Annotated in this window: 7 protein-coding genes; 5 read left to right on the top strand and 2 right to left on the bottom strand. The window is 70.0% G+C overall.

Annotated features, from left to right (window positions below; genetic code table 11):
* Positions 1-171: 171 nt before the first annotated feature.
* A complete protein-coding gene (locus ABUW04_RS29450; protein WP_380567447.1) occupies positions 172-4965 on the top strand; it encodes a DUF5979 domain-containing protein in 4794 nt (1597 codons plus the stop codon).
* 91 nt (positions 4966-5056) lie between these two features.
* Here ABUW04_RS29450 and ABUW04_RS29445 read toward each other — a convergent pair whose 3' ends face one another.
* Positions 5057-6028: a MarR family transcriptional regulator gene (locus ABUW04_RS29445; protein WP_030257900.1), complete on the bottom strand. Its 972-nt coding sequence runs from the start codon at positions 6026-6028 to the stop codon at positions 5057-5059.
* 172 nt (positions 6029-6200) lie between these two features.
* Here ABUW04_RS29445 and ABUW04_RS29440 point away from each other — a divergent pair, with 172 nt between their 5' ends.
* Complete coding sequence (locus tag ABUW04_RS29440; RefSeq protein WP_380567445.1) at positions 6201-10334, top strand: S53 family peptidase; 4134 nt, start codon at positions 6201-6203, stop codon at positions 10332-10334.
* 128 nt (positions 10335-10462) lie between these two features.
* Here the strand turns inward: ABUW04_RS29440 and ABUW04_RS29435 are convergent, their stop codons facing one another.
* Positions 10463-12358 (bottom strand): alkyl/aryl-sulfatase, encoded by a 1896-nt coding sequence (locus ABUW04_RS29435; protein ID WP_380567443.1) that lies wholly within the window; start codon positions 12356-12358, stop codon positions 10463-10465.
* Positions 12359-12563: 205 nt separating this feature from the next.
* Between ABUW04_RS29435 and ABUW04_RS29430 the strand changes: the two genes are divergently transcribed.
* From ABUW04_RS29430 to ABUW04_RS29420, 3 genes are read left to right on the top strand one after another with little or no spacing between them, the layout of a single operon-like run.
* Complete coding sequence (locus tag ABUW04_RS29430) at positions 12564-13007, top strand: SHOCT domain-containing protein (RefSeq protein WP_380567441.1); 444 nt, start codon at positions 12564-12566, stop codon at positions 13005-13007.
* A gap of 49 nt (positions 13008-13056) precedes the next feature.
* Complete coding sequence (locus ABUW04_RS29425) at positions 13057-13440, top strand: phage holin family protein (RefSeq protein WP_051725686.1); 384 nt, start codon at positions 13057-13059, stop codon at positions 13438-13440.
* Between the two features lie 16 nt (positions 13441-13456).
* On the top strand, positions 13457-13852 hold the full coding sequence (locus tag ABUW04_RS29420) for a YidH family protein (RefSeq protein WP_063757563.1): 396 nt from the start codon (positions 13457-13459) through the stop codon (positions 13850-13852).
* Positions 13853-13891 lie beyond the last annotated feature (39 nt).

The raw sequence follows: 13891 nt of genomic DNA, 5'->3' as shown, positions 1-13891 counted from the left end.
GTCGGTGAGGTTCAGTCCTTGTCACCGACCGGACGACCCTGTGTTGCATTTTCGCAGCTCGGGGCCGTCTGAGTGAAAAGGTGCGGGGCGTCAGTGCCGCTGACCATTCTTCGCGGATCATCCCATTTACTGTCCGGAGAAACCCCGTGCCCTCTGCCGAAGGACCGTCACATGCGCCTGCACGCAAGCGGCCTCCACCGCCTGGCGGTGGCCGCCCTCACCTTCGGACTGCTGGCCGCCGCCCCCGGGGCGGTCGCCGCCGAGGCCAGGCGCGCCCTGCCGCAGAGCTCGGTGAGTATCACCAAGACCAATGATGCAAGCGGTCCGCTGGAGCCCGGGGACGAGTTCATCTACACCTTGCAGGGGCAGTGCTCGGGTCTGACCGTGGACTGCGTGCACTTCACCGTCACCGACGTACTGCCCGCCGGCCTGGAGGTGACCAGCCTGCCGCAGTCGAACTCCACCCGGGACGTCACCTACGTCGCCGCGACCCGCAAGCTGACCATCGTCTACAAGCAGCCGCTGACCAACCCCTCCGGGGAGACCGGACTGCGGGCCGGTCAGAGCGGCTCGGTGGAGGTCGGCATGCGGCTGCCCGCCGACACCCAGCTCAAGGACGGCACGGTGCTGCCGAACACCGCCACCGTGACCGCCGACAACGCCGCCACCAAGTCCGCAGAGAGCGACGTCACCGTCCACATCCCGCTGGTCGTCAAGCCGGTGGCCACCAAGACCTGGACCGACGGCTCGGCAGTGGCCGGCAGCGGCGAGGAGAGCACGCTCACCCTGGGCGTGCGCAACAACTCCTCCTCCTCGGCCGACGTCACCTCGCTGACGATCTCGGACACCGGCCAGCAGACGTTCGAGTACTTCGACTTCGAGTCCGCCGAGGTGACCAAGTTCCCGGCCGGCGCCGACCAGGCCCAACTGGTGGTCACCACCGCCGACGGGACCACCCACACCGGGGACCCGATCACCGCGCCCGGCGCGCTCCCCCTGCCCACCGGCGTGGCTGCCGGGGACGTCACCGGATTCCAGGTGGTGTTCACCAACAGCAACGGCGACCCACTGCCCTACGACACCGACGGCGGCAGCGTCACCGTCAAGCTGAAGCTGCGCGACACCGACCGCACCACCGGGGCCCCGCTGCGCCCCACTGACAAGATCACCGTCGACAACTGCGCCACCCCGTCCGCGCAGGAGAAGACCACCGGCAGCACGAACGGCGCCCAGGCGTGCGCGCCGTACGACATCCTGCCGAACATCCTGGTACTGGACTCCACCAAGGACTTCTTCCCCGACACCAACGGCGACTTCACCCACCAGAGCAGCGAGCATGCCGTCACCGGCGAGAACTCCCCGGTCAGCGCACTGGTGGACGTCACCAACAAGTCGCCGTTCCCGGTGAAGACCATCACCGTCACCGAACCCGACCCGAGCAGGAACCCCAGCAGCCTGGACTCGATCGACGTCAGCCAGGTCCGGCTGCGCTTCCCCGACGGCGCCACCTCGGCCACCCTGACCGTCACCTACGCCGACGGCACCACCAGCACCAACACCTACACCGCCGACACCACCGTTGACGTCGCCAAAGCGGGCACCAGCGTCACCAAAGTGGAGGTCACCTACACCGGCACCGACGCGGACGGCAACCCCACCATCGCCCCGAACGCCGACGCCGGACTGGACCTGCACGGCACGCTCAAGGACGGCGTGGCGGCCGGCACCCTGACCAACTGCGCCTCCTTCACCGGCGACGCCGGCCGCACCGACGGCTCCGGCACCGCCAGCGGCGGCGTCTGCAAGGACATGACGGTCGAGAACCCGAACACCGACGCGGGCGGCGACAAGACCACGGACCAGACCTCCGTCCCGGTCGGCCAGCCCATCCCGTTCCACCTCAAGATCACCAACAACGGCAACACCCCGTTGGTGAACCCGGTGCTGACGGACCCTCCGGCGAAGGCCGACGGCACCCCCGACTTCAGCCAGGGCAACCCCTTCTCGGTCATGCAGATCGACTCGGTCACCCTGGACCCGTCCTCCACTCCGGCCACCATCGAGCTGTGGGACCCGACCGCCAACAGCGGGGCCGGCGGCTGGGTCGCCTACAACGCGAGCGACACCGCGCTGCTGCACCGTGCCACCGGAATCCGCGTCGCCTACACCGGCGACCTGCCGCCCGAGGGCACCTTCACCGTGAACGTGGTGACCGAGCGCCGGCCCGGCACCCCCGACGACACCACCTTCACCAACTGCTTCGGCATCAGCGCCGACGGCGGCTACACCACCACCCCGTCCTGCTCGGCGTCGATGAACACCGATCCGGCCTCCGACAGCGCCTCGCTCAACAAGTCGATCTCCCCCGGCCAACTGCCCAAGCCCGTCCCCGGCCTGCCGCAGCAGCATGCCGACGTGGCGCTGACGGTGGCCAACACCGGCAACATGTCAGCCAAGTACCTGCAGATGACCGACCAGGACAGCGACTTCTTCGACGCCGTGGACCTGTTGTCCATCACGTCCAACCAGATGCCCGGCGGCGCCGACCGGGTACAGATCGACGCCTACGTCAACGGCGCCTGGGTCAACGGCACCCCGTCCTCCGCCGCCGCCCTGCCGTCCGGGGTGAGCGCCGCGGACGTCACCGGCCTCCGCGTCACCTACTCCTCCACCAGCACCGCCAACGGCGGCTACGCCCTCACCCCGTGCACCAGCGGGACCAGCTGCCAGGGCATCCTGCACCTGGACGTCAGCCCGCGCGAGAAGCTGCGCAGCACCGGCGGCACGGTGCCCGACCACCTGGAGGACACCGTCTCGGGGTCCTTCCTGACCAAGCTGGAGCTGCCCGGCCGGCCGCGCCCCATCGATCCGGTCACCGCCACCCTCGACCTGGTCAAGGGCACCCCGCGGCTGGACGTCAGCAAGACCCCGGACACCGCGCTCTCCCCCGGCGAGGACGCCCCGTTCTTCCTGAAGGTCGTCAACACCGGCACCGCCAATGTCCCTGACCTGGTGGTCCGGGACAGCCTGCCGGCCGGCATCGCCTTCAACGACTCGTTCGCCGGCGACAACGGCCAGCCCTACAAGATCGAGGACCAGCAGGTGCCCACCGGCACCCCGGCGGTTCCGGCCCCGGTCTTCTCCACCACCAACAGCGGCACTCATGTCTCCATGCTGACCTGGGACTTCTCCAAGGCCGACGACGGCAAGCCGTGGGTGCTGGCGCCCGGCGCCACCTTCACCATCGAGATCCATGTGAAGCTGGAGGCCGGCGTCAACGCGGGCGACGTGGTCACCAACACCATGGGCGCCACCTCCACCGACCCCGACCTGGCCTGCGAGGGCGCCTCCCAGCGCGACGGCGCCACCTTCGGCACGGGCCTGTACTGCACCGCCACCGCCGCCCTCACCGCCAAGGCCGGGGCCAGCTTCGCCGCCCGCAAGTGGGTCTCCGGACGCGACAGCCTGGGCTGGTACAACGTACTGAGCAAGACCACCGTGCCGGCCGGGGACTCCTCCTGCCTGTCCCTCACCGGCCCAGACGGCCTGCTGTACACCACCAGCCCCTGCATCGCCCTGGTCAACCCCGGCGACCGGTACCACTACCTGCTGCGGCTGCAGAACGCCGGCACCGAGAACGCCACCGCCATGCGCGTGGTGGACCGCTTCCCGGTCCAGGGCGACAAGGGCGTCATCATCGACTCGGCCCGCAACACCGCCTGGGACCACCGGCCCACCCTGGCCACCCGCCCAGCCCTGGACGGCCCCGGAGACCTCACCCTCGCCTACGAGAACGACGCTGCGATCTGCGCCGACGACCTGAGCATGGCCGGGGCCGGCGCGGACGCCGGAGCGGCCTCCTGCCCCGCCTCCACCTGGGACGACCCCTTCAGCGCCAAGGACAGCGGCTTCCGCGCGGAACTGACCTTCCCCACTCCGCTGGTGCCCGGAGGGTTCGTCAACCTCACCTACGCCATGGACACCCCGCTGGACGTGGCCCACAACGGCGACCCGACCATCGCCTGGAACTCCTTCGCCCACAACGAGGTCACCGACCGCGCCGGCTCGGCCCGGGTGCTGCAGGCGAACGAGCCAATCCAGGTCGGCGTGGCACTCGCCTACGGTTCGCTGAAGCTGGTGAAGACGGTCGACTCGCCCTCGGCGCAGCTGACCGGCGCGCTGTCGCACGTGCCGTTCGCGTTCCACGTCACCTGCGTCATCCACCCCCAGGGACGGCCCGACCGCACCGTCCTGGACCAGGACTACCGGGTCACTGCGGCCAGGCCGAGGACCGTGGACGGCATCCCGGCCGGAGCCGACTGCTCGGTGTGGGAGACCTCGGCCCGCGGCGGCAGCACCGACCACCCCGTGAGCCGACCCGTGCAGCTCACCATCGCCCCGGGCCTGGGCACGCCCGCGGTGCAGACCGTGGAGATCGCCAACACCTTCCAGTTCGGCGCACTGCAACTGGTCAAGCAGCTCAACGGCGACGGTGCGGCCGACTTCGCGACCACCTCCTTCCCGATCGAGCTCTCCTGCGCCCTGCCCAACGGCGACGGATCCCCGAGCGACCTGGTACTGCACAAGACCTACCAGGTCACCACGGGCAAGCCGGTCACCGTCCAACCGCTGCCCGTCAACAGCCGCTGCTGGGCCCAGGAGACCGACAGCCACGGCGCGCGGCAGGTCACCGTCGACCACGGCTCGGCCGGCGATCCGGCGGTGGTCACCACCGACCCGACCACGCCGATCACGATCACCGTCACCAACACCTTCAACCGCACCCCCAGCCCCACCCCGACCCCCACACCGTCGGTGCCCGGCACCCCCGACACCCCCAAGCGCGGCGACCTGGCCGGCACCGGAGCACCGGGATACCTCGCCTTCGGCGGACTCCTGGCCGCAACCATCCTGCTCGCGGGGGCCGTACTGCACCTGACGGCGCGGAGGAGGCGACACAGCTGACCCGATGGTCGGGCCACCTGAGCCCGATCGGACCCCTCCTTCGTCATTCGCGCCGGCAGGGGGCGCCGACGGGCACGGGCCGGGGCGCCTGCTAGAGCCACCTACGGCGCATGGCCTGCGCTCCCGCCTGGAATCGGCTCGTGGCACCCAGCCTGTATGTCAGCTCGGCGACCCTGCGCCGCAGAGTGCGCCCGCTCAGTCCCAGCTGGCGCGCTATCGCCTCGTCCTTGAGACCGGCGTTCAACAAGTGGAGAAGGGCGCGGTCCTCGTCCGACGCCTCACCGGGCGAGGCGGACGGCGACGGGTCAGTGAAAACGGGGGTGGCCGCTGCCCAAGTGGCCTCGAAGAGGTCGACCAGCGCGTCGCACAGTGCCGATCGGCGCACGAACACGGCGGCGGTGCGTGCGGCCTCCGCTCCCGCGGTCAGCGGCAGCATGGCGTCGCGACGGTCCACCAGCACCATCTTCATCGGGACCTGCGGTACGACCCTGGCCTGCTCGCCCAGGGCGACCATGGCCTGCAGGCACTCGACGAGCGACGGAACCTCCAGAACCTCCGTGGCGTAGATCGCTCGCACGGGGATGCCGCGTGCCAACACCAGCTGCTCGGTCTCGGACGCGCTGGCGTGAGGATTGACGTACGGAGGAGCGTCGAATGCCATGACCTCCACCTGGGCACTGGCGATCAGCTCATGGACACGGCGGCTGATCTGGGTTGAGCCCTCGATGACTTCGACCAGCCGGTGCGGGTCGGTACGCAGGGCGCGCTCGTGGTATCTGCCGGCATAGGTCTCGACAGAGGAGGCCACCCGCTCCAACTCGGCCTGACGGGAACGGATCAGTGCGGACAGGCCGGCCCTAGGGTCGACCGCCATATAGCTGCGGGCACGGCCGGGGGCTGGGGCGACCAGACCAGCGGCGACCAGGTCGTCCAACGCCCGACGCGTGCGCTGCGGCGAATGCCCCAGCTCCGCGGCCATGGCGGCAGCGGTGAAGAACTCCTGGTGCAGCAGTAGTTCATAGGCGCGTTCCGCGACGTCGTCCACGCCGATCGACTCCAGCACCAGCTGCCTCCCCAGCAATTTGTCAACGACAGAAACAAAAGATCGAGGCAGTGAGCATATCGGGTTGGCCAGATGTGGCCAGCGGCCGGGGCAGGCCACCCCTGATCCCACCGACGGCAGGCGCGACCTGGGAGGGTACGTGCACCCCCCGTTGTGGTGACAAGGAGTGGAAGTGTCGTCAACAAGACGTCGAAGGACCGGTATACGCACGGCGGCCGCGACCGCCGTGCTGGCCACGGCCGCGGCCATGACCGTCGCGCCCGTGGCCAGCGCGGACACCGGAAGTTCGGGCACGGTGCGGCTGACCGCCGCCAAGCTGGCCGAACTGAGCGCCAAGTACACCCCGCGTTCGGACGGCACGCCCGGCCTGGTGGCCGCCGCGGCCGAGTCGACCGGGGCCGACTCGGTGAACTCCAGCAGTTCCACCGGCACGAGCTCCGGCTCCTCCTCGTCGGCTGCGACCGGTACGAGCAGCAGCACCACCTCGGCGTCCAGCGGCATCACGACTGAGAGCAGTTGGGAGACGGCGCGCGGCGCGGCGTCCACGCTGGCGCTGGGCGGTACCGCAGACTGGGTCTCGGTGTTCTCCGGCGGCGGCCTGACCCGCTACGACGCGGCGGGCAAGCCGGTGTGGAACACCACCGGTGAGCAGCTGTACAGCGACTGGGGCGTCAAGCCCCAGACCGCGTACCTGGACCAGCCGTTCACCGCGGTCATGTACGAGGGCTACGACCCGTACCAGCCCGGCGCCACCGGCAGCCACCCCTACGCCCAGGCCGACTTCAACCACGACGGCGTCGCCGACGTGGCGGTGGCCTACAACGTGGGCTCCAGCCCGTACCGGCCGTTCACCGCGTCCGGCTCCGACGTGTCCACCGGCACCTTCGTCTCGGTCCTGGACGGCCGCACCGGCAAGATGCTCTGGCACACGCTGGTCCCCGGCACGGTCGGCTCGCTGCTGGTCGAGGACGGCAAGCTGATCGCCGCCGACGAGACCGGCCCGGACTGGACCTACAACCCGGTCGCGACGCAGGGCAGCAGCCGCTCCTCGCTGCTGGCGTACTCCTTCGCCGTCGGCAAGGGCGGCGCCCTGACCGGCAGCACCGCCTGGACCTACTCCACCAAGGCCCCCTGGGCCAACTGGGGCGACCTGACCGCCATCAGCGGCGGCCGGCTGGTCACCAGCTGGACCGACACCCCGATGGGCCTGGGCAACCCCCGCCCGGCCGACGGCCACGTGCTCGTGGTCGACGCCGCCACCGGCAATGCCTCGGTGGACCTGAAGACCCCCGGCTACCCGCGCCTCATGGCCCAGCAGCCGGGCTCGCAGAACATCCTGGTCGCCGAGCAGAACGACCCGCTGGACGCCGTCCGCTGGGACCTGACCGCGATCAACTCGGTCACCGGCAAGCGCACCGTCGTCGCCTCGCGCAACGGCACCATCCCCGAGGCCTTCGTCGTCAACCCGACCCCGCACGGCCACGAGGCCGCCATCGCGGTCGCCGAGCTGGGCATCAACGCCGACCTGAGCGACGGCCAGTCCACCATCTCCGGCCTGGACGGCAGCGGCAAGACGCTGTGGAGCTACCGGACCGCGAGCACCGTGGGCAACGCCAACGCCCCGACGCTGTCCCTCACCTTCGACCCGAACGGCAGCGGCGAGGTCTATGCCGCGGTCAGCGACGCCACCGCGATGACCCTCACCAACCCCGAGGGCATCTACCACAACCAGCTGCTGGCGTTCAACGCGAGCAACGGCTCGATCGACTGGAAGCGGGACGGCGACGCCGTCGGCGACCAGGTCATGCCCTACCAGGGCGGCATCCTGACGGTCGGTTACGACCTGACGGCGAACCGGTTCCTCGGCAACAGCGGCAAGTCCGTCACCGAGCCGCTGCTCGGCGACAACTACTCCGCGGTCTCCGTGGACGTCAACGGCGACGGCGTGAAGGACCTGGTCGTCGCCGGCCAGAGCCACGGCGTCTTCGCCCTCGACGGCCGCACCCTGAACGACCCGACCCCGCGCATCCTGTGGGACACCCCGGTCAGCGCCGCCGTGCACCAGCTGAAGCTGGCGACCGTGGCCGACAAGCACGGGCACACCGCGCAGCGCATCGTCGCCTCCACCTCGCACGGCATCGCGGTCCTGGAGACCGACGGCCGGCTGGACAGCGACGTGACCACCGGCGCCTTCCAGTACGGCACCGCCGTCACCAACGGCGAGATCATCGCCAACGGCACCGCGGGCGTCTCCGCGTACACCGCCGACGGCACCACCAAGTGGACCTACAAGCCCAGCGCCGCGGTCGGCAAGAACGTGGCGTACTCCACCGCCACTGTCGACGTCGACGGCCGTCTGATCCTGGAGTACGGCGGCGTGGCCGCCGGCTTCAACAAGGGCGTCACCGACCCGGCCCCCACCGCCGTGTCGCTGGACGCGACCACCGGCAAGCAGATCTGGTCCGAGCAGCCCAACACCGACAACGCGGCCTGGATCCAGGCGCAGGCCGGTGCCTACGCCAGCGCCGACATCCCCGGCACCAACGGCCACGGCGTGGCCCTGGCCTGGGGCGCGGGCAAGATCTACGAGGACCACGAGGTGCAGATCCTCGACAGCCGCACCGGCAAGGTCGTCACCACGCACCTGTCCCCCGGCGCGCAGACCTTCAACGGCTTCACCACCTCGAAGACCTACGGCCTGATGGAGCTCCACTGGTACGAGATGACGGTCTTCCCGGCGGACGGCTCCGCGGCGTACGACGTGCACACCCTGCCGAACAACCAGCAGGGCGCGTTCACCACCACCAGCGACGGTCACGAGGTGTTCGTGGGCGGCGTGGGCGGTCTGGAGGAGTACAGCCTGCCGCTGCCGAACGACGGTGAGTACCTGAGCCCCGACAGCGAGACCTTCTCCGAGTTCGCCGGCACCGTCACCCCGATCGGCGCCGCCAAGGACGGGGCGACCCAGCTGGTCGGCCTGCCCTACGACTGGACCGCCTACGCGCTGTCCGTCTCCGTCGGCGGCTTCGGCGTGGACTCCTTCGCGACCGACAGCTACTACCACGGCGTCACCGTGAACGAGGTCGTCGGCAGCGGCAAGGCCGCCGCCGCTCCGACCACCACCACCGCCACCGCCACCGACGCCACCGCGGCCCCGGTCACTGAGCAGACCGTGGGCACCGGCGCCGCCACCACCTCGCTCAAGATCAAGTCCAAGACCCTGGCGACCACCATCAAGGCCGACGCCGGCACCGCCGACGCCGCCGCCGCGATCCGCGGCTACACCCCGCAGCAGATCCAGGGCCGCCTCGGTCTGACCGGTGACGGCACCGGCCAAACCATCGCCATCGTCGACGCCTACGACTACCCGAACGCGCAGTCCGACCTCAACACCTTCTCCGCCCAGTTCAACCTGCCGCAGACCTGCGGCAGCACCAACGCCACCAGCGACTGCTTCGACTTCTCGGTCAAGTACGCCGCCGGCAGCCAGCCGGAGGCCGACTCCAGCTGGAACGAGGAGGCCGCGCTCGACATCGAGTGGGCCCACACCGTCGCCCCGCACGCCAAGATCGTGCTGGTCGAGGCCGCCGACGCCTCGGCGCAGGGCCTCTACCAGGGCATCGACGTGGCCTCCACGCTGGACCCTGCCGTCATCAGCAACAGCTGGGGCATGCCGGAGTTCTCCGAGGAGTCGTTCTACGACGCTCACTGCGACCTGGCCGACTCCGTCTGCACCCAGTCCACGGGTGACGACGGCTACCCGGCCGGGTACTCCTCCACCAGCCCCTACGCCCTGGCCATCGGCGGCACCAACATGAAGCTGGACGCCACCGGCAACACGCTGAGCGAGTCCGCCTGGTCCTCCACCGGCGGCGGCCTCAGCTACTTCGAGAAGGAGCCCGCCTACCAGAAGGGCGTCCAGTCCTCCGGCTACCGGGCCACCCCCGACGTCAGCTTCGTCGCCGACCCCAACACCGGCGTCGCGGTCTACGTCACCATCGACGGCAGCGGCTACTGGCTGCAGGTCGGCGGCACCAGCCTCTCGGCCCCCTCCTGGGCCGGCATCCTCGCCGACGCCGACCAGCTCCGCGCCACGGCCGGCAAGGCGCACCTCTCTGTCGCCGGCAAGAACGGCGACACCGCCCACACCGACGTGTACGCCCTCGGCAGCAAGCTCAACGACGTGACCACCGGCTCCAACGGCCTGTGCGGCACCGAGTGCACCGCTGGCCCTGGTTTCGACACCGTCACCGGCATGGGCTCACCCCTCGCCGGCGTGGACACCGCTCTCGCGGCCATGAAGTAACACCCCCAGTGCCCCGGGGTCGCTCCCACCGCTCGGGAGCGGCCCCGGTCCTGCCCCACCTTCGGTGGTGCGGGCTGTTGCCGTGCCGCGGGCCCGGTCGCCTCAGTGCGACCGGGCCCGCGGCACTGTCAGGGAGTGACGATGGCGAAGTCGGGATCGGGGTCGCTGAGACATCCCAGCAGTTCGGTGAGTTTGGTGGGATCGCCGGACAGTTGGGCGCGGTTGGCCAGATCGGAAGGGGACAGCTCGCCGAGGAGGACGGCGCGCAGGTCGGCCTCGGAGAGGGTGATCTCCACATGGGCATCACCGCTGCTGGTAGTGGGGCTGATCCGGTGGGACAGCACGCCATTGCGCAGGCGCATGAGGATCGTTGGGCCGTCAGTGAGGTTCCAGCGCACGGTGATGTCCTTGTCCCAGCACCGGGGGCCGTCGACGCGGATGGCGAGGGCGTCGAAGAGCTGGTCGAGGGTCAGCGCCGCCAGGACGTCCGCGGAGGTGGTGGCGGTGGGGGTGCCGACCGATCCGTTCCGCAGCTCGTAGGCGCCCATGAGGTAGAAGTTGCGCCAGGTGCCGTTCTCGCTGCCGTAGCCGAGCTGTTCGAAGGCGTCGGCCTGCAGGGCCCGGGCCTCGCTGTTCCCGGGGTCCGCGAAGACGACGTGGTTGACGACCTGGACCACCCAGCGGTAGTCGCCCTCGGCGAAGGAGCGGCGGGCCTGGTCCAGGACCTTGTCGGCGCCGCCCATGAAGGCCACGTACCGGGCGGCGGCCTCCGCCGGCGGGTGCTCCCACAGGTGGGCCGGGTTGCCGTCGAACCAGCCCAGGTAGCGCTGGTAGATCGCCTTGGTGTTGTGGCTGACCGACCCGTAGTAGCCGTGGGTGTGCCATGCACGCTCCAGCGCCGGGGGGACCTGCATGCGCTCGGCGATCTCCGGGCCGGTCAGGCCCTGGTTGAGCATCCGCAGGGTCTGGTCGTGCAGGTAGGCGTAGACGTCGTGCTGCTCGGACAGGAATCGCTCGACGCCCTCGCTTCCCCAGACCGGCCAGTGGTGGGAGGCGAAGGCCACCTCGGTGCCGTCCAGGAACAGGTCCAGGCTCTCCGACAGGAACCGGGCCCACACGTGCGGGTCCCGCACCTGCGCGCCGCGCAGCGTCAGCAGGTTGTGCAGGTTGTGCGTGGCGTTCTCAGCCATGCACAGCGCCGCCCGGTCGGGGAAGTGGATGTTCAGCTCGGCGGGGGCCTCGGTGCCCGGGGTGAGCTGGAAGACCATCCGGATCCCGTCGACCGTTTCGACCTGACCGGTCCTGGTGATGGTGACCGTGGGCGGGATCAGACTGACGGAACCGGTGGACAGCGTCTGCCCCAGCCCCGCACCCACCTGGCCCTGCACCCCGGGCGGCAACGCCGCGCCGTACATGTAGGCCGCGCGCCGGTTCATCGCGGCGCCGGCGTACACGTTCTCGCTGACCGCGTGCTCCAGGAAGCCCTCCGGCGCCAGGACCGGGACGCCGCCGGCGACCTCGTCCTCGCTCACGACCCCCTTGACGCCGCCGAAGTGGTCGGCGTGGCTGTGGGTGTACACCACCCCCCTGACCGGCCGCTCGCCGCGGTGCGCCCGGTACAGCGCCAGACCCGCGGCGGCGGTCTCCACCGTCAGCAGCGGGTCGATCACCAGGATGCCGGTGTCGCCCTCGACCAGGGTCATGTTGGACAGGTCGAAGCCGCGGATCTGGTAGACCCCCTCGGTCACCTCGAACAGGCCGTCGTGGATGACCAGCTGCCCCTGTCGCCACAGGCTCGGGTTGACGGTGTCGGGGCACTCGCCGCGCAGGAAGGCGTAGGCGTCCAGATCCCACACCACGCGCCCCTCAGTGTCGCGGATCTGACGATCCTCCCGGGTCCCGAGCAGACCCCGGGCGGCATCCTCGAAGTCACGGGTCTCACCGAACGCGAACCGCTCCAGCAACGCCTTGTTCGCCGCCAGAATCGAGGACTCCACGCCCTTGGCCTTGCCGTCCTGTGCCATCCCGCTCCCCTTCGCCCGTGCCCTCGGCTCCGAGGGCATTGCGACCACCCTCGCCGCACCCACCAGAGCCGGCCAGCCGACCTACGGCATACGGATGACGGCTGCAGTGGCACCCGCTCGACCGCCGAGGGATCCGGAGGCGATGGGCGATTTGCGGTGATATCAATGCATATAGATTCATCGAGCCTGGAGGATCTGGCGTCGCATGACGCGAGGTCAGGGACCCGGCACCGGCGACAGGAGTCTGGCCGTGAACTATCCCCTGCTGGACGCATTCTGGACCATGCTCTGGTTCTTTCTGTGGATCATGTGGTTGTTCCTGCTGTTCCGGATCATCGGGGACATCTTCCGCAACCACGAGACCAGCGGCTGGAGCAAAGCGGCCTGGCTGATCGTGGTGATCGTCCTGCCGTTCCTCGGCGTCCTCGTCTACGTGATCATCCACGGCGGCGACATGAGCCGGCGCGACCTGGCCCAGGCCCAGCGCCAGCAGGAGGTCTTCCAGGACTACGTCCGCCAGGCAGCCGGCACCGGCAGCACCCCCGGGGCGGGGAACGCGGACGAGCTGACGAAACTGGTCGCCCTCAAGGAGCAGGGCGCACTCACCGAAGCGGAGTTCCAACAGGCCAAGGCGAAGATTCTGGCCTGACGGTGAACACCCCGCGACGACACCGCACGGCGCCAGGGAGGAGACCCTCTTGATCAAGCACGGTGTGGTCTCCCTGCTCGTGCTCGCCGCCACCTTCCTGCTGTGCGGCTGGCTGCTGCCCGGCATGACCCTGCAGGGCGGCCTGCTGGGCGTGCTGTGGACGACCGTGCTGTTCGCCGTCGTCAACCTCGTCCTCGGCGGATTCCTCAGAACCGTTGCCCGACCACTGGTCTGGATCACCTTCGGCCTGTTCCTGTTCGTGATCAACGCCATCACGCTCAAGGTCACCGCGCTGGTCACCTCCGACCTGCAGATCCACGGCTTGGGCACCGCGCTGTGGGCCGCCCTGATCATGTCGGTGGTCGGTGTCGCTGTGCGGCTGGTCCGGCGACACACCGCCAGATCGCCCCAGCAGGGCCCCGCCGAAGCGTGAAACGGAGAGGCAACGCATGGCGACCGGAGAACGACCGCCTACGCCGGAGTCACCCGGCGCCGAAGTGCCCTGGCAGGAGCAGGGCGAGGAACCGGACTACCGTGCCACCCTCGCCAACGAGCGCACCTTCCTGGCCTGGACCCGAACCAGCCTGGCCCTGCTGGCCGGCTCACTCGCCGTGGTCCAGCTCGGCCAGGCCACCCCCACTGCCCTGCGGCTGGCCCTGGCCGCCTACCTGATCGCCCTCGCCGTGGGCACCGTCCTGGTGGGATACCGCCGTTGGCGCTCCGTCCAGCACCGGATGCGGCTGCGCCAGCCACTGGGCCGGGCCGGGTACCAGCCACTGATCGCCCTGGCCATGCTGGTGCTGGCCGTCCTCATCTGCGTCAGCGCTGCCGTCACTGCTCCGTGAGCCCAACGGATCAGCCGCGGTCGCGGATGGTACGCGCAG

Origin of the sequence: Streptacidiphilus jeojiensis, from assembly GCF_042510965.1 — a bacterium.
Classification (GTDB): domain Bacteria; phylum Actinomycetota; class Actinomycetes; order Streptomycetales; family Streptomycetaceae; genus Streptacidiphilus; species Streptacidiphilus jeojiensis.
Note: the sequence above shows the minus strand (reverse complement) of the source record. Positions and strands in the feature narration are given on the sequence as shown.